At 57.7% G+C, this 16,611-nt stretch carries 16 protein-coding genes and 2 pseudogenes; 10 read left to right on the forward strand and 8 right to left on the reverse strand.

Going from position 1 to position 16,611, the window contains the following annotated elements; genetic code table 11:
- Positions 1-72: 72 nt before the first annotated feature.
- Both AUC61_RS22780 and AUC61_RS22785 read left to right on the forward strand, forming a co-directional pair.
- Entirely contained in the window at positions 73-906 is an 834-nt protein-coding gene (locus AUC61_RS22780) for an ABC transporter permease (protein ID WP_243248448.1), read from the forward strand.
- 3 nt (positions 907-909) lie between these two features.
- Positions 910-1,623: an ABC transporter ATP-binding protein gene (locus AUC61_RS22785; protein ID WP_243248449.1), complete on the forward strand. Its 714-nt coding sequence runs from the start codon at positions 910-912 to the stop codon at positions 1,621-1,623.
- Between the two features lie 201 nt (positions 1,624-1,824).
- Here AUC61_RS22785 and AUC61_RS22790 read toward each other — a convergent pair.
- The 3 genes and pseudogenes from AUC61_RS22790 to AUC61_RS22800 all read right to left on the reverse strand — a co-directional run.
- Positions 1,825-1,959 (reverse strand): annotated as a pseudogene (locus AUC61_RS22790) (sulfonate ABC transporter ATP-binding protein); the annotation flags it as partial.
- Between the two features lie 2 nt (positions 1,960-1,961).
- A pseudogene (locus AUC61_RS22795) lies at positions 1,962-2,090 on the reverse strand (ABC transporter permease); the annotation flags it as partial.
- Between the two features lie 31 nt (positions 2,091-2,121).
- The gene (locus AUC61_RS22800) at positions 2,122-2,931 is read right to left on the reverse strand and encodes a class II aldolase/adducin family protein (RefSeq protein WP_243248450.1); all 810 of its coding nucleotides are present in this window, start codon (positions 2,929-2,931) and stop codon (positions 2,122-2,124) included.
- Between the two features lie 320 nt (positions 2,932-3,251).
- On the opposite strand from AUC61_RS22800, the gene AUC61_RS22805 reads away from it, so the two are divergent.
- The gene (locus AUC61_RS22805; RefSeq protein WP_243248451.1) at positions 3,252-4,148 is read left to right on the forward strand and encodes a TauD/TfdA dioxygenase family protein; all 897 of its coding nucleotides are present in this window, start codon (positions 3,252-3,254) and stop codon (positions 4,146-4,148) included.
- A 217-nt stretch (positions 4,149-4,365) separates the two neighbouring features.
- Positions 4,366-5,052, forward strand: a complete 687-nt coding sequence (locus AUC61_RS22810) for a peroxiredoxin-like family protein (protein ID WP_243248452.1) — start codon at positions 4,366-4,368, stop codon at positions 5,050-5,052.
- Positions 5,053-5,192: 140 nt separating this feature from the next.
- Here AUC61_RS22810 and AUC61_RS22815 read toward each other — a convergent pair whose 3' ends face one another.
- Both AUC61_RS22815 and AUC61_RS22820 read right to left on the reverse strand, forming a co-directional pair.
- Positions 5,193-6,143 carry a D-isomer specific 2-hydroxyacid dehydrogenase family protein gene (locus AUC61_RS22815; protein WP_243248453.1) on the reverse strand — a complete coding sequence of 317 codons (951 nt, stop codon included), beginning with the start codon at positions 6,141-6,143 and terminating at the stop codon, positions 5,193-5,195.
- 421 nt (positions 6,144-6,564) lie between these two features.
- Positions 6,565-7,872, reverse strand: coding sequence for an LLM class flavin-dependent oxidoreductase (locus tag AUC61_RS22820; protein WP_243248454.1), 1,308 nt, complete (start codon positions 7,870-7,872; stop codon positions 6,565-6,567).
- A 357-nt stretch (positions 7,873-8,229) separates the two neighbouring features.
- On the opposite strand from AUC61_RS22820, the gene AUC61_RS22825 reads away from it, so the two are divergent.
- Positions 8,230-9,129, forward strand: coding sequence for an AEC family transporter (locus AUC61_RS22825; RefSeq protein WP_243248455.1), 900 nt, complete (start codon positions 8,230-8,232; stop codon positions 9,127-9,129).
- 50 nt (positions 9,130-9,179) lie between these two features.
- On the opposite strand, the gene nanR is transcribed toward AUC61_RS22825, so the two are convergent.
- The 3 genes from nanR to AUC61_RS22840 all read right to left on the reverse strand — a co-directional run bounded on the left by nanR (position 9,180) and on the right by AUC61_RS22840 (position 11,872).
- The gene (gene nanR / locus AUC61_RS22830; protein ID WP_243248456.1) at positions 9,180-9,872 is read right to left on the reverse strand and encodes a transcriptional regulator NanR; all 693 of its coding nucleotides are present in this window, start codon (positions 9,870-9,872) and stop codon (positions 9,180-9,182) included.
- Between the two features lie 66 nt (positions 9,873-9,938).
- A complete protein-coding gene (locus AUC61_RS22835) occupies positions 9,939-11,147 on the reverse strand; it encodes a D-apionate lactonase family protein (RefSeq protein ID WP_243248457.1) in 1,209 nt (402 codons plus the stop codon).
- Positions 11,144-11,872, reverse strand: a complete 729-nt coding sequence (locus AUC61_RS22840) for a D-apionate lactonase family protein (protein WP_243248458.1) — start codon at positions 11,870-11,872, stop codon at positions 11,144-11,146. Before AUC61_RS22840 ends, AUC61_RS22835 begins: the two co-directional genes overlap by 4 nt.
- Positions 11,873-12,033: 161 nt before the next feature.
- Here AUC61_RS22840 and AUC61_RS22845 point away from each other — a divergent pair, with 161 nt between their 5' ends.
- The 5 genes from AUC61_RS22845 to AUC61_RS22860 are packed head-to-tail and all read left to right on the forward strand — an operon-like array spanning position 12,034 to position 16,471.
- Positions 12,034-12,783: a DUF2291 family protein gene (locus tag AUC61_RS22845; RefSeq protein ID WP_243248459.1), complete on the forward strand. Its 750-nt coding sequence runs from the start codon at positions 12,034-12,036 to the stop codon at positions 12,781-12,783.
- 3 nt (positions 12,784-12,786) lie between these two features.
- On the forward strand, positions 12,787-14,385 hold the full coding sequence (locus tag AUC61_RS22850; RefSeq protein WP_243248460.1) for a sugar ABC transporter ATP-binding protein: 1,599 nt from the start codon (positions 12,787-12,789) through the stop codon (positions 14,383-14,385).
- The gene (locus AUC61_RS26455; protein ID WP_279291156.1) at positions 14,385-15,062 is read left to right on the forward strand and encodes an ABC transporter permease; all 678 of its coding nucleotides are present in this window, start codon (positions 14,385-14,387) and stop codon (positions 15,060-15,062) included. Before AUC61_RS22850 ends, AUC61_RS26455 begins: the two co-directional genes overlap by 1 nt.
- A complete protein-coding gene (locus tag AUC61_RS26460; RefSeq protein WP_340163304.1) occupies positions 15,040-15,483 on the forward strand; it encodes an ABC transporter permease in 444 nt (147 codons plus the stop codon). The genes AUC61_RS26455 and AUC61_RS26460 overlap by 23 nt, the downstream gene beginning before the upstream one ends.
- Before the next feature lie 22 nt (positions 15,484-15,505).
- Positions 15,506-16,471 (forward strand): D-ribose ABC transporter substrate-binding protein, encoded by a 966-nt coding sequence (locus AUC61_RS22860; protein ID WP_243248461.1) that lies wholly within the window; start codon positions 15,506-15,508, stop codon positions 16,469-16,471.
- Positions 16,472-16,611 lie beyond the last annotated feature (140 nt).

Here is a 16,611-nt window from a genome sequence, read left to right on the forward strand (position 1 = left end):
CGCGGGCAAGCCCGGCTCCCACAGGGCGAATGCATTCCAGTTCAGATGGTTATGTTTAGCTAGAGAACCCCCATGAACAGCAAAAGCAAAGACCTGCCAGCGCCGCTCGCGCTGCCTAATCCGACATCCGGCGCTGCATGGAAGCGACGTGGCAAAGGCCTGGTGCTGCCGCTCCTGATCATCGTTTTTCTGGAGATAATCGTGCGCATCGGCTGGCTGCCGTCGTACCAGATGCCAGCGCCCAGCGAGATCGCTCTGACCCTTGGCGACCTTGCTGACGGGCCGTTGTGGAAACACATCAGCGCCAGCCTGTTGCGGGTATTGATCGGCTTCGCCATCGGCACGAGCCTGGCGTTGATTTTCGCCGCGTGGGTCGGCTTGAGCCGTGAGGCTGAAGCCTATCTGGAGCCAACGTTCGCCGGCCTGCGATCAATCCCGAGTCTGGCCTGGGTGCCGCTGCTGCTGTTATGGCTGGGTATCGACGAAACCTCGAAAATTGTCCTGATCGCAATCGGCGCGTTCTTTCCGGTGTACCTCAACGGCGTGGCCGCGATTCGCAATATCGACCGCAAGCTGGTCGAAGTCGGCCAAATGTATGGCTTCAGCCGTGGTCGCCTGACCCGCCGCATTCTTTTACCGGCCGCACTGCCCGGACTGTTTACCGGCTTACGCAGCGGCATGAGCCTGGCATGGATGTTCCTCGTTGCCGCAGAGTTGATCGCCGCCACCAAAGGCCTCGGCTATCTGCTCAGTGACGGCCGGGAAACCTCGCGACCAGACATCGTACTGGCAGCCATCATCGTATTGGCAGTATTCGGCAAAATCAGCGACGGCGTTCTGGCAGGTCTTGAAAAACGCTTCCTGGCCTGGCGCGACACGTTCAGTGGCCAGGGCACCGGAGATTGAGAGATGACTGAAGTGCTTTTGGATATCAACGTTCAACGCAAATCGTTCGGCAGCACTACGGTGCTGCACAACGTGCATGTAAAGCTGCACGACCGGGAAGTCATCAGCCTGCTGGGACCGAGTGGCTGCGGCAAGAGCACACTTTTACGGATCGTCGCCGGGCTGGAAAAAGACTATCAGGGTGAGTTGCATCGAACCGCTGACGAAGTCGCGTTTGTGTTCCAGGAGCCGCGCCTGATGCCATGGCTGACGGTGGAGCAGAACATCGGTTTCAGCGACGACAAGCACTACGACAAGGACTGGGTCGCGCAGTTGATCGAAGAGGTCGGTCTTGCGGGGTTTGCTGACGCGTTGCCCAAGGCGCTGTCCGGTGGCATGGCGCAACGGGTGGCCATTGCTCGCGGGCTGTACTCACATCCCAAAGTCTTGCTGCTGGACGAGCCGTTCAGCGCGGTAGACGCCTTCACCCGCATGAAGCTGCAGGACCTGCTGCTGCAGCTCGCCCAGCGGCATGCCATCGCCTTGTTGCTGGTGACCCATGACGTGGACGAGGCACTGTATCTGAGTGATCGGGTGCTGGTAATGGGCAACCGGCCGAGCAACATCCGTCAGGAGCTGGCCGTGGAACTCGCCCATCCGAGGGATCGACGGGACACCGTATTGGCGAGCCTCAAGGCTCTGTCGCTGACAGAATTGCAGCAGGCGCATGTGATTTGAGGAATGCGGTTTCCCGCTGAGCTGCAATCCCCTGTGGGAGCGAGGCTTGCCCGCGATAATCTGCAAACCCAATCGCGGGCAAGCCTCGCTCCCACAGAGGTCATGTATTCACAAGCACAGTCTGGAATAGGCTCAACGCACATTCGCAAACCGGCGCAGATTATCCTGCACCGCAGGCGCTTCTACAGCGTCGTGAGCCGCTGCGCTGTCCAGGTTCAGCTCATCGATCACCTTATGCCGACCAAACTGGCGAATCACATTTCGCAGTTGCACCGGCGCAGCTTCCGCTGACGACGCGGGGTTCGAATAAGGGTGTAAAACGTCCAGAGCAGCCATGGTCAATTCCTTGCGAAAGTGGGACGCCAGGCCAGCGCATAGCGCTCCAGCGTGCGGATGATTGCATCGATAACCAGCCCCAGAATGCTGTAGATCAACAGGCAGATCACGATCACGTCGGTGCGCATGAGGTTCAATATTTGCCGAGAGATACCGCGCGTATCACTCCTTGTAAGACGTATCGCTGCGCTCCAGCTCACGAATCAGGGCATTCCAGTGACGGGCAACGCCTGGGCCATGGCCATCCGCGAAGACCTTGGCCTGCTCTTCGACCCGGGCCACTACTTCAGCCGGTGGATAGATCAGTTCATCATTGCCCGCCGATTGCGCCGCCACCTGAATATTGCAGGCGTATTCGAGACGATGCAGTTGCTGGAAAGCGTGCTCGACACTCACACCGCCGGTCAGCAGCCCGTGGTTACGCAAGATCATCACGCTCTTGTCTCCCAGATCCGCCACCAGTCTTTCGCGCTCATCCAGGTCCAGCGCCACGCCCTCATAACCGTGATAAGCGATACGACCCGAGAAGCCCAGCGAGTGTTGAGAGATGGGCAGCAAACCGCCCTTTTGTGCAGAAACAGCAATGCCGTCGCGGGTATGAGTGTGCAAAACCGCGACCAGATCGTGGCGGGCGGCGTGAATCGCACTGTGGATCACATAACCGGCGTAGTTGATGCCCAGGCCGGTCGGGTCATCGACGATAGTCCCGTCGATATCGACCTTGACCAAATTCGATGCACTGATTTCGTCAAATAACAGACCGAAAGCGTTGATCAGAAAGTGCTCCTCCTTACCCGGTACACGAGCAGAAAAGTGCGTGTAGATATGGTCAGTCCAGCGCTTCTGCGCGGCTAGCCGGTAAGCGGCTGCCAGCTTGACCCGTACCTCCCACTCCTCCGGCGATACGCGCTCACGGACACTGCCGGAGCCAGACTGTTGGGGTTGAAGAGGCAAGGAACTGACATTGCTCATGGGGCTGCTCCGTAAAAAGGCGGGACCGACAGATGTGGTACGTGTGGGAGCAGCCTAAACGCATAAGAAAGCATTTAAAAAGCACATTTTAATCTAAGCTAATTATTAAATTTACTGATTTTTAAACGCACATCGAGTCGGTCGACTGAAATCAGCAAATGCATTTTTGTTCTATGTTAATCATAAAAAAGTAGCATATTAAAAATAATCATTATGCTTACATAGCCCCAAGCTGTTTTGACATTCCCAGCAACGTCCTTACCCGACCCCTCTCCAGGCGGAGGTTAACCCTTAACAACAAAAGAGAGGTCCCACCCGCCATGTCCGCGACTCTTGAACAGCAGACCCCAGCCCCAACTCGTCAGCAACCTCCGCTCCAGATAGTAAGATCACTGCAAGTCACCCGCCTGGAACCGACCATCGGTGCCGAGATTAGCGGAGTCGACCTGACCCAGCCGCTCACTGCTGCACAACGCGACGAAATTCGCGCGCTGCTGCTGGAACACAAGGTGATTTTCTTCCGTGATCAGAACATCAGCACCGAGCAACAAATCGCCTTTGCCAAGGCCTTCGGCGAGCTGTACGAGCACCCGACCACGGAAAAGAACGATGCCAGCAAACCCTATGCACACCTGATTCAGGCTCAGGATGCACGTGAGTTGTACGGGCCAAAAACCACGGGGCGTTGGCACACCGACACCAGTTGGCTACTGAAACCTACATTCGGTGCGGTACTGCGGGCGGTGGATCTGCCAGAGGTCGGTGGCGATACGGTTTGGGCCGATGCGGGTGCGGTATATCGGGCGCTGCCGGACGCGCTGCGCGAAGAAATCGATACGTTGTTCGTGGTTCATGACTTCAAGAAATCTCTGGACGCCGTGGGCTACGACTATCCGATCCTCGCCCATCCACTGGTGCGTACCCACCCGGAAACGGGCGAAGACAGCCTGTTCATCAACTTCTCGCAAAACCCTTCGGTGATCGGCTGGGAACCTGAGCGCAGCAAGCGGCTGATTGAACGCCTGCATCAGGAATTCAACAAGCCCGAGCATCACGTGCGCTTCAAATGGCGCGAACATTCCATCGCCTTCTGGGACAACCGCTCGACCCTGCATTACCCGGTCTACAACTACGGCGACTATCCGCGACGCATGGAGCGCGTGCTGATTGCCGACGATGACATCCCGCATCGGGTGCGGCGTGCGGTTAACGCCTGAACCAAACATTCAAGCCAGGTGACTCCCTGTGGGAGCGCGGCTTGCCGGCGATAAGGCTGGACGCGGTTCACTTCAGACTGCGGTGAATTTATCGCTGGCAAGCCATGCTCCCACAGACGTGCGCGCAGGCAACACCCGCATGTCCCAAGGAAGCCGTTGTCATGCATAAAAGCGAACCCTCTCCCCACTAAATAAACTGACATCAGGAGCATCGACCATGAGCGAATCATTGAACCAACTGCTGGCAGACCTGCATGCCGAACGCCTCGCCAGCTGGGCGCCGGAAGCCTTGCAGATCAACATCAACCAGCGTCAGACCCTGGTGGATGCCGCACAGCATGCACGCTTTGTGCAACGCGGCGATCCGGTTCCGGATTTTCAGCTACTGGACGTCGAGGGCGGCACCCTGACGCGTGAAAAGCTCAGCGCCTACGGCCCCGCAGTGCTGATTTTCTTTCGCTTCGCGGGGTGCCCGGCGTGCAACATTGCCCTGCCGTATTACCAGCGCCAGTTGTTCCCGAAACTGCAAGCCTTGGGTGTGCCGCTCGTAGCCGTCAGCCCGCAAATACCGGCGCGGCTGATCGATATGAAGCAGCGTCATGATTTGCAGTTTCTTGTCGCCACCGACAAAGACAATACCCTGGCGCGACAGCTGGGCATTCTCTACAGCTTCGACGAAGCTTCGCGCAAGGCAGCATTGAGCAAGGGCGGTGGCGGTATCGGTGAAGTCACGGGGACAGGCACCTGGGAACTGCCGCAACCGGCGGTGGTGGTGATTGGTCAGCACGGCGAAGTGATCTTCGCTGAAGTCAGCCCGGACTGGCTGGTGCGTACCGAGGCTGAAGTGATCGTACAGGCGGTCAGCGAAGTACTGGGTGAACGCGAGGTACAGATCGCGGTTTGAGGTGGCTGAACCGACGCTATCGCGAGCAAGCTCACTCCTACAGGACCGCGTTCCAACTGTAGGAGTGAGCTTGCTCGCGATGGCGATCTTGCAGGCAATACAAAAAACACACCTGCGATACAAGTGTCCGGTAGTCCTCCTCAATACCCCCGCTTGAAATCCACTTGCTCAGCCAATGGCTCGCCCTTGTGGAAGCGCAACAGATTACTTACGAACTGATCAATCACATTGCCCCACAGGTCGCCGGTGGCAGGAGAAACGTGTGGCGACAGGCGAATCTTCGGATGGCTGTAGAACGGATGATCAGCTGGCGATGGTTCCCTCTGCGCGACATCCAGCGTTGCCCGGCTTAACTGCCCCGCATCCAGTGCAGCCACCAGAGCCTCCTCGTCCACCAGGCTACCCCGCGCGATGTTGATCAGATGCAGGCCCGGCTTGGCGTGACTCAACAGCTCGGCGTTGATCAGGTGTCGGGTCTGCTCCGTAGCCGGTGCAGCAACGACCACATGATCAGACGCCGCAAACAGTGCCTGCAGAGTCTTCGTACGCTCAACACCCGGCACATAAAACGGCTTGCCTGAATGATTGGTCGCAATCACCTTCACGCCCAATGCCTGGGCTCGAATAGCGAGCGCACTGCCAATCGCACCAAAGCCGACAATCCCCAATACGCTGCCGCTGACCAACTGCAAGGAATGTCGCTGCCACTGCGCTGCCTCGGAGATCCAGACCTCGGGAAAACGCTTGGCACTGGCAAGAATCGCCGCCAATGCAAACTCCGCTACCGCCACTGCAGACGTGCCACGGGCCGACGTGACCTGCGGTACTTCAAATAGCCACTCCGGGTAAGTGTCGATGCCGGACGAAGACAGATGAATCCATTGCAGATTGAATGGCCAGCCCTCAGGACGTGGTGGTTTCTCGCCGCTGCCCGCGCGGAACACCGGGCGCGCCAGCAAAATAGTCGCTTCGGCAGGAATAGAGTCGGGCGTACCGGTGCCAATCGGCACAAATATGTACTCATGCAGACGCTGGCGCATCAGCTCGTTGACCTCTTCGTCATGCTGAGTGGCGATTACGATTTGTGTCATGAAGACCTCGTGACTTAAACGCAGGGTGGCACGCATGGCCACCCGTTCATGGTCGACGGCCATGAGGCCGGATTGAGCATGAACATAAGCGTTGAATGCAGGCCTGTGAAATGCCAATGCGATCTAACCTAATATTATTTTTTATTATTACTACCGAATCTTATATCAGCTTAAAGCATAGAATTATCTTCAGACCTGACCTCATTCCTGTAGGCGCTCAACGAGGTTACGAGGCCAGCGATAGCGGAGTGTCAGACAAACCGCGTAACTGATCTGGAATGCTTTTCTGTAGGAGCGCACGAGCAACGCGAGGCCGCGATGGCGGACTGTCTGATACACCGCTATCGCGGCCTCGCGTTGCTCGTGCGCTCCTACAAAGTCCATTGGTTGCTTCACGACAGCGGCAAGCAACCGGCAACCACTACCCGTGCCGATTAGCCGGAACTGGCAAACCAAGGTGTTCGCGCAGGGTGCTGCCGGTGTATTCCTCGCGAAACAACTTGTGCTTGCGCAGGATCGGCAGCACGCCGTCGATGAAATGCTCCAGGCCTTCAGGGAAGTAAGCCGGCATCAGATTGAAACCGTCAGCGGCCTCGCCTTCAAACCAGGCAATCAATTCATCGGCGACGGTTTGCGGCGTACCGACCACAATTTTGTGCCCGCGGGCACCCGCCGCCAAATTGCAGATCTGCCTCAGGGTCAGGCCATCGCGATGGGAGAGATCCAGCAGCAACTGAGCACGACTTTTCATGTTCTGCGGCAGCGGCAAGTCAGGTAACGGCTGATCAAGGTCGAAACCGGACAGGTCGTGGCCAAGACGATCAGCAACCATCAACAGTGCGGCCTCCTGATCCGTCCAGCTTTGCAGTTGATCAAAGCGCGCCTGCGCCTCAGAGGCCGTCGCGCCAAGGATCGGCATCACGCCCGGCATCACCAGACAATGCTCCGGCCTGCGACCATGAGCGACGACCTGGCCTTTGAGGTCCCGATAGAACTCCTGAGCCTCTGCCAAGCCCTGCTGAGCGGTGAAGACCACTTCACCGATCCGTGCGGCCAACGCCATGCCGGGCCCGGACGAACCGGCCTGAATCAATACCGGATGACCTTGTGGCCCGCGCGTTACGTTCAGCGGCCCGGCGATGGAGAAGTACTCGCCCTTGTGATCAAGCCCGTGCAGTTTCGCGGGATCAAGAAAGACGCCGGAATCCCGGTCCTGTACATAGGCATCATCCTCCCAGCTGTCCCACAGCCCCCGCACCACATCGACAAATTCTTCGGCGACGGCGTAGCGCTGAGCATGATCCGGATGGGTAGCGCGGGTGAAGTTGGCGGCACTGTCGTAGCCAGTGGTCACGACGTTCCAGGCAGATCGCCCGGCGGATAAATGATCGAGCGTGGCGAACTGCCGGGCGATGGTGTAAGGCTCGCTGTAAGTGGTGGAGGCCGTCGCCGCCAAACCGATTTTCTCGGTAATCGACGCCAGCGCGCCAAGCAGAGCTACCGGCTCCAGGCGCACGATCATCGACGGATGTTCCTTGCCGTTGGTGACCAGTTTGTCGCCAAAAAACACCATGTCGAATTTGGCTCGTTCAGCCGCCAGGGTCAGTTGACGGATCAACGGGAAGTTCTCACTACCCGCCTGCGCGCCAGGGTATCGCCAGCCAGCGGAATGGTGACCGGCAGCCTGAATGAACAGGCCCAGACGCATGTGTCGATCTTGCTTGCTCATGGAAATCGGCTCGGCGAAAGAGTAATGGAAATGGTTTTATAGATAGAACAAAAATGAATAACAAATAAACTAAATAGAAGATTTTATAATAAAAACCAAAAAGATCGCGACTGTCCATGCCTTATGCCGGACTCGAACAGCAGACAAAGCCTTATGCGGGCCGCATTTCTGTAGGAGCTGCCGAAGGCTGCGAAGTATTTCATCCTCGACTACCGCGATCGCAGCCTTCGGCAGCTCCTACAGTGCCTGCGTTTGCCGCGCGAAAACGTGGTGACAGGATCAATCGCACCCTCAAGGTAGGAAACCAGACCATCCGCGGTAATAATGCCCGCACACTTTCTGCCGGAGCCTTCTGCCGTGGCTGTTCCGCAAGCTATTTTGCCGATTTTTCTGTTGATTGTTCTGGGCTACTTCCTGCGCCGTCGCGGCACATTGTCGGCGGAGAGCAACAAGGCCTTTGGCGAACTGGCATTCAAGCTTTTCATGCCTATGGTGCTGTTCATCGGCATGGCCAAGGCGCCATTGCATGACGGGTTGAACACCACGATTCTGGCGGCCTATTTCATACCGGCGCTGATCGTCTTTGCCGGGGTCAATCTGGTTGCTCACTGGCGCATCGGGCATCCGACGCCCTTTGGTCTGACCGCCGCGTTCGGCAATAACGGGCTGATGGGCATTGCGTTGGTGGCCAGTCTGTTTGGCAACGCGGGTCTGGTGCTGCTATTCACGATCCTGGCGGTGCACAGCCTGTTGCTGTTCAGCTTCCAGAGCCTATACAACAGCCTCGCTGGTGATGAGCCTTTCAGCATCAAAACCCTGGTTGGCAGTCTGGCCAACCCAATGATCATCGGTTTATTGCTCGGCGTGCTGCTCAATCTCTCGGGCCTGACGATGCCGTTGTGGGCCGATCACCTGACCACCTGGCTGGCCCAGGCCGCCCTGCCCTGCGCACTGATCGTGCTCGGCGGCAATCTTGCGGGTTACCGCCTGCGCCCCAGTATCGAGGCCGTCGGTATTACCTTTGCCAAGTTGCTGATCATGCCGGTGCTGGTACTGGCGACCTGCATGATCATCGGCATCAGTGGTACGCCGCGAGCGGTGTTGATGCTGATGGCGGCGACGCCTTGCGGTTTGAACGTGCTGGGCTTTTCACGCACCCAGGAGGATGTGCAAAAAACCAGCTCGGCCATTTGCCTGTCGACGCTGGTTTCAGCAGTGACCATGCCGATCTGGATGTGGGTCGAAAGCTGGATTTGATTGGGGGGGGCGGACCGGGACGCCTGAAGAAACCGCATCCCGGGAGAGAGTTACTCTTCGGCGCGCTTGACCAGATGATCATGCATGGCGCGCTCGGCGCCTGCCGGGTCATTGGCTTTGATGAAACCGAGAATGACTTCGTGTTCTTTGATGGTCATTTCCCGGCCTTTGAATCGCAGCATGTCCTGACGGTAATCCGCCATCCATTCGAGAATCGCCCGAGAGATGGCGACGTAAATCGGGTTGCCGGAAATTTTCGCGATTTCGCCGTGGAATTCCATGTCGGCCGGAATGAACTCATCGGTCTCACGGTGCTTGTGCATTTTTGCCAGCGCCGACTCCAGCCGGGCGACATCAGCAGGCGTGGCTTTTTCAGCCGCCATTTTGACCAACCCGGTCTCGAAGAAAGTACGCGCCTGTCGGAGATGATCGACGTTTTTCGCCGAACTCGATAATAAGTGACGCGCAGCCAGATCAATCTGGCTGATCATCGAATGCATGTCCACCCGCCCGACTTTGGCTCGCTCGCCATGCTGAATACTGATCATGCCCATGCCAGCCAGGCGCTGCATGGCTTCGCGAACGACCGGGCGGCCCACGCCGAAGGTTTCCATCAGTTCGCGCTCAGCAGGCATCTGATCGCCCGGCTGAAGGTTTTCCTCTTCAATGAGATCGATCAGTTGCTCAAAGACGATGTCGGAAAGCTTCTTGCGTTGAATCAGGCGTTTCTTGATCTCTGGCATTACTGAAGGTGGCTCCATGGAATGCATCACGTGAAATGCATAAAAAAAACGGCAACGATGACGCGATTATAATCCAGGCTCGCGGCCGAGGTGGCAGTCGATTAACGCCACCGTCCATGGCCTCAGCACCAACGCTGCTTCGTTATCGATCGGTTGCAACGCACTGAAAAAATCGGGATCGGACAGTGCCTGCTGGCAGGTCTGTTCATCCAGCAACCTTGAACCCGTCACTCGCATCGCGTCCAGCGTAACCTTCTGAGGTTTTGCGCTCAGATTGGCCAGCCATAGTCGCACGTTACCCTGCGCGCCCTCCAACCAGCCGAAGGCAATGACCTGCGCAACGGATGTGTGAAAGCTCAGGGCCTGTTTGCCCCGCGCCCGAGCGAGACCTTTGAGCACGTGAAACACCGGCCAGTATTGATGCGCGTGTGCGACCGCGAATGGCTCATTGACCGCCCACAAGGCAATTGCGTTCACTGCGCCGAGGTGTGCGGCCTGATAATGCGCCAGGGTCCAGGCCGCAGCGAGCAAGCTGGTTTGTCGGGGATCCTGATTGCTCAGGGTCAATCGTTCGCGCTTCGGGTTAGGGGTGAGTTGCCCGCCGTAGGGATTACGCCAGGCACCGATAGCACTGGTGGTGATGCGATAGGGCTTGCCTGATGCCAGTTGCAAACCGGAGCGGAATACGTCGGGCAATGCCTCCAGTGACTGCATCAGTGAATAGTCGTCAGCAGCATGTACCAACGGCGACGTGGAGTGGGTCAGGTAATCAAAACTGTCGCTGGCCGGTCTGCAGCGGTTGAGCTCTGTGAAGAACGTCGGGAAGCCACCACCGATCAGCATCTCCGGCAAATACTCCCGCGCCAGTACCGCGACCTGAGTCGGCGTCAGGCCCTCTGGCCAGCATCCGCCAGGTTGATAACTCTCAAGATACGCCGCAGGCGTGAGCAGAATGCCGCGCACCGCTGCCGAGCTGTCGCGCATCAGTTCAGCCAGCTTCGAAAGCTGCGCCTGCGGCCATTGATCGTCAACCACCGCCAATAGCCACACATCTGTGGCTGCATTGGCGCACAACTGCAAGGCACTGCGCAGTTGATCAAAAGCAGCCGCACTGCGCAGGTCAACCAGCAACTCCAGATGCGCGCTGTGCAGTTGCTCGATCAGCTTTATTGCGGCGTCTGCATCGTCCAGAAGATTGTTGACCCACAACCCCTGCCCTAACGCGGGGAACGGGGAGTCGGCGGGGCCTGTATAACGAACAGAAACCAGGTTCATGCGCACACCCCGGAGTCGTCAAGCAATGACAGGCTCATGCTTTGTTCAATGTGCTCGCCTTTACCTAATCGATAAGGACAAGGCCAGGCCAGCGGCCGGTTGTAGGTCTTGAAAGAGGCGTCACACCAATTGCGCTGATCCTCCATCTCGAACACGTCACCGCTGAAATCCCATTGCAGGGTCAAACCAGGCGTGGGTGAGTGAACCAGCCGCCGGATATCAAGGAACGGCTGCGCGGGCGCGATCAGGTCGGGGAACGTACCGCGCTCAATGCTCCCGTCGCTATGGGTCACGCTGACCGGGGAGTTAACCACGCCCTTCAGCGGGTGCAGCAGCATCAGACCTGCGCGACACGTCACGAAATCCTCCAAGGCTCGCAAGCGCGCGCAAACCGATATGCCCCGCAAGCCGATATGCATATCGACCCACCACTCCAGCAAGGGAACGCCGTCGATACCCGCTACGTATCCGTCGACGATTTGTCGCCAGTCCTGATCGTCGGCAAAGGTTTCGCAGGCACGTTGATGCAATTGATGGGTGCCCCAGAACTCATCGCGAATCACCAGGCCGACGCTGCGCAAAACTTCCGTATCACCCAGCATCACGCCACGTAATTGAGGGCCTTGTACGCGAAAGCGAAAAGCTCCCGCTGACGTTTCCACGCTCTCGACATCAGGCTGATCAGTGCCGTACAGACGCCTGGAGAGCGAACTTGATGCTGCCATCGGGGGCGCTCCATTGTTCTTGTTATAGGTAAACACCGGCAGATTCACGGTGATCGGTGACACTCAAATTAGACTAGCAGCACTGGTATGATGATGATATATAGTGATGACAGAACCTCCTGACAAATACAAAAAAATCGCTATAAAGCGAGGAGCGTTGCATGAGCTTAGTGTCGTCTGGCAAAAACCCGACTGTATCTACGCGCAACCTGTCGGCCATCATTCTGTTGGTTACGGCGGTAGCCTTATTGCTGACGACGTCGGTCCTCAACGGCCCGCTGTTAAGCGTCCGCCCTCTTGACCCCCTCACCGGCAAAGTCATCTTTAACGATGCCCGCTCTGCCAACGCGCAGGGACAAAACCAGAAATTCGCCCTCGCAAGTTTTGACGCCGAACACTTTGTGGCTGAGCAGTGGTCGCCTGATGTCGAAAGTGTCGTGGCAAAAAACACCGCAGATCTGGCTCAGGTACTTAACGCGATCAATCAGAACGCCAGCGAGGCCAGCAATCGCTATGCAGTGCCTCACCAGACTCAATCAAAAAATTACATCGTCAGTGGCCGCGCTCGCGTTACAGAGGTGAACACCAAGTCGCCGATGGGGCTGCTGAGTCTGGAGTTACTCGATAGCTCGCTGACCAGCACGGCAAAAATCCAGTTGCTGACCGGGCCTCTGGTCATCAGCACGGTGTTGCGCGATGTGGCCAATAATATGTCGCTGAACAACTTCACCAATCAGACGCAGTATGCGGATGTGGCCGCGGCACTCAACAAGAAGGCTCTGGCACAGGCTTATGCTGCAGCCCCCGTCGCCGGGCTGGCGGGTAAAACCATCGAATTCACCGGCGTGTTCAACCTGCAGTCGCCCTCTTCGGTACGCATTGTGCCGATCAGCCTCAAGGTGGAGGAATAGATCATGCTGATCGCTTCCCAGGCTCAATCTGCCTCGACGTCGCGTCTGGAAATGCGCGCCCGGCAAATCAGCAAGGTCTATCAAGGCACGACCGCGCTCAAGGCTGTGGACTTCGACGTGGTGCATGGCGCAGTCAATGTGCTGATCGGCGAAAACGGAGCGGGCAAGTCAACGCTGATGAAGATTCTGGCCGGTATCGAAAAACCCACCTCAGGCCAACTGTTCAGTGGTGATCAGCCGCTGACACTGAGCGATCCACGCCAGGCCATGGCGCTGGGCATCGGCATCGTGCATCAGGAACTGAACCTGTGCCCGAACCTTAGCGTGGCGGAAAACATGTTTATCGGCAAAGAGCTGCGGGCCAGCTTTGGCCGGGTTCGCCATAACGAACAGCGGCGGCTGGCCCACACCACGCTGAAACGGATGGGTCAGGACATTGATGTCGATGCGCTGGTGCAGAACCTGAGTATCGGCAAACGGCAGATCGTCGAGATCGCCAAGGTGCTGGTCAGTGACGTCCGTGTGTTGATTCTGGATGAGCCGACTTCTTCGTTGAGCGAAGCCGAGGTCGAAATTCTGTTTTCGCTGATCGGTGAGCTGAAGCAGCAAGGCGTGTCGATCATCTACATCTCGCACCGCCTCGAAGAGCTGATCGAAATCGGCGATTACTTCACCGTGCTGCGTGACGGCGCGCTGGTCGGCACGGGCACCCGCGACGAGGTCACCGTTGACTGGTTGGTGGAGCGCATGATTGGCCGCCAGATGACCACAGAATTACGCGCAGGTTGTGGGCCCGAGGTTCACGAAAATCAGCCGGAAATGCTGAGGGTCAGCGACCTTGAGGTGGCAAGCGAACGAGGTTCATTGCTGCTCAACAAGGTTTCATTCAGCGTCAAACGCGGCGAAATCGTCGCGTTTTATGGACTGATGGGTGCCGGGCGTACGGAATTGTTTGAAACCCTGATCGGCTTGCGCAAGGCCATTGGTGGCCAGATTCAGGTCAACGGTCACAGCCTGCCGCTGGTTCAGGACATTGCCGGGCGGATCAAGGCCGGGATTGCTCTGGTCCCGGAAGACCGCCAGAAACTGGGCCTGGTCAGCGGCGCTTCTGTGCGCGATAACCTGTTGCTGGCCAATCTCTCCAGATATAGCCGCTTCGACGGTTTGGCCAACCCGCCCATGGATGCTGACGTCGCCCGCATGATCAGCGAGCTGCACATCAAGACCGAGAACGCTGGCATTGCCATTTCTTCACTGTCCGGTGGTAACCAGCAGAAGGTTGTGGTGGGCAAGAATCTGCTGACCGAACCGCATGTGCTGCTGCTTGATGAGCCAACCCGCGGCATTGATATCAAGGCCCGCCGCGAGTTGTTCGACGTACTGGACCGGCTGGCAAAAAGCGGTCTGACGATTCTCTACGCTTCCAGTGATCTGAAAGAAATCCTCGGCGGTGCCGACCGTGTTCTGGTGATGTGCCAGGGACGGATCACCGCCAACCTGCCCCGCGGGCAACTGTGCGAAGCAAGCCTTGTCGCTTTCTCGCAAGTGGTACGCAAAGACTCGGCGGCGGCGCCCAACCAGAATAAGAAGGAGATCGCCTGATGGCCGAGTCACTGTCACTGCAGGCCCGCAAACCTCACGCGCTGAGTCTGCGTTCGCTGCCATTGCTGCTGCTCAAGCTACGCGCCTATCTGGCACTGATGCTCCTGGTGATTCTGTTCGCCTCGATTGCGCCGTCGTTTCTTTCCGCGCGCAACCTGGTGATTGTTGCCGAACAGGTCGCAGTGTTTGCCATCCTCGGTATCGGTATGACCTTCGTCATTCTGGCCGCCGGTATCGACCTGTCAGTAGGTGCAATTGCCGGGTTGGCGGCGATGGTTGCCGGTAGCCTGATCGCCGAGGGCTTGCATTTGCCATGGCTGGGAGTCGCCGTGTTCGGCAGCATCCCGGTGGTGTGCATGGTGACTCTCGCGCTTGGCACGTTGGTAGGTGCCGTCAATGGCTGGTTCATCACCCGCCTCAAAGTCACGCCGTTCATCATGACCCTGGGCATGCTCTACATGGCACGCGGTGCCGCACAACTGGTGTCCGGCGGCGCGACTTACGGCGATCTGGGTGGTCAGGCCGAACTAAACAACACAGGCTTTCTGCTGCTGGGCACGGCTCGGGTACTGTCGGTACCGGTATCGATCTGGCTCATGATCATCCTGACTGGTCGCTGTTTACGTCAGCCGCAAAACAGTATTCGGTCGCCAGGTGTTCGCCATTGGCGGCAATGAGCGCACTGCCGAGTTATCTGGCGTGCGGGTCAACCGGGTCAAACTGGACACCTACGCAATCTCCGGTTTCTGCGCCGCGCTGGCCGGTCTGATCATTGCTTCGCGTCTCGGTGCAGCCAACCCGGCCATCGCCACTTCTTATGAACTCAACGCCATTGCGGTGGTAGTGCTGGGCGGAGCGTCGCTGTTCGGCGGAGTCGGCACCATCGGCGGCACGATCATCGGTGCCTTCGTGCTCGGGGTGCTGAGCAACGGCATGGTGTTGGTAGGGATTTCCGATTTCTGGCAAACGGTCATCACCGGCGCGGTCATTGTGCTGGCGGTGGTTGTCGACCAGTTGCAGCGGCGCGTGGAGAAATCCAGCGCTGAACGCGAGGCCAAGGCCCAGGAAGACAGGGGGAAGGCAGTCGCTAACCTTTAATCAGCAAGGGATGACAATAACAATGAAAATCCGCTTCTCTCGTCATATTTTTTCACTGGCCGCGCTGTCGCTTTCGATCTGCGCCGCCCACGCTACTGCCGCCGACTTCAAGCCTGCCGATCATTTGATCGTGATCATCACCCCCTCGCCCAGCAACGCGTTTTACAAAGCGGAGTCGGACACGGCGGAGGCCGCCGCGAAAAAACTCGGCTATCGGACCAAAGCCCTGGTGCATCAGGATGACCCGGACATCCAGCTGCGGCTTGTGCAAACCGCCATCGGTGATAACGCCAGCGCGATCATCCTCGATAACGCTGGCTCCGACGCGTCCATTGCGGCGGTGAAACGTGCCCAAGAGGCAAAAATCCCGACGTTTCTGATCGACCGTGAGATCAACGCCAATGGCGTTGCCACCGCGCAGATCGTCTCCAACAATTCTCAATGTGCGACGTCGGTGGCCGAGTTTTTTGCCGATCAGGTGGGCTTCAAGGGTGAGTATGTGGAGTTGACCGGCCGCACTTCGGACGTCAACGCTCACGTACGTTCCGAAGGGTTTCACCGGGTGCTGGACCAGATACCGGACCTGAAAATGGTCTCGCAGCAATCGGCTAACTGGGACCAGACTCAAGGCTACAACGTGATGCAAACCATCATTCAGGGCAATCCGAATATCGTCGGTGTCCTGGCGGGTAACGACACCATGGCGCTGGGGGCTGCGGCCGCGTTGAAAAACGCGGGCAAGAGTGAGGTGATCGTGGTTGGCATCGACGGCAATCCGGATGTGGTACGTCAGATCGCTGCGGATGGCCCGATCGTTGCGACCGGACTGCAGCAGGCGACGCAAATGGCGGCCATGGCTGTAGAACAGGCCGATCAGTTTCTGCGCACGGGTAAGACTGATAAACCCGAGAAGCAATCGGTGGATTGTGTGTTGGTGACCAAAGAGAACAGCAAGGATGTGCGTGAGGGCGGGTTCGGTATGCGCTGACTGCTTCTACCCCGCCATCGGCATAGGTATTACATATCGTTGATTTGAAGGTTTGGGTACATATCCGTTGCAGCGGTAAGGGCTAATATTGGTTGCGCCCTTACGGCGCCTCACTTTTGAGCGCAAAAGTAAGCAAAACG

Origin of the sequence: Pseudomonas maioricensis, from assembly GCF_022790535.1 — a bacterium.
GTDB lineage: Bacteria > Pseudomonadota > Gammaproteobacteria > Pseudomonadales > Pseudomonadaceae > Aquipseudomonas > Aquipseudomonas maioricensis.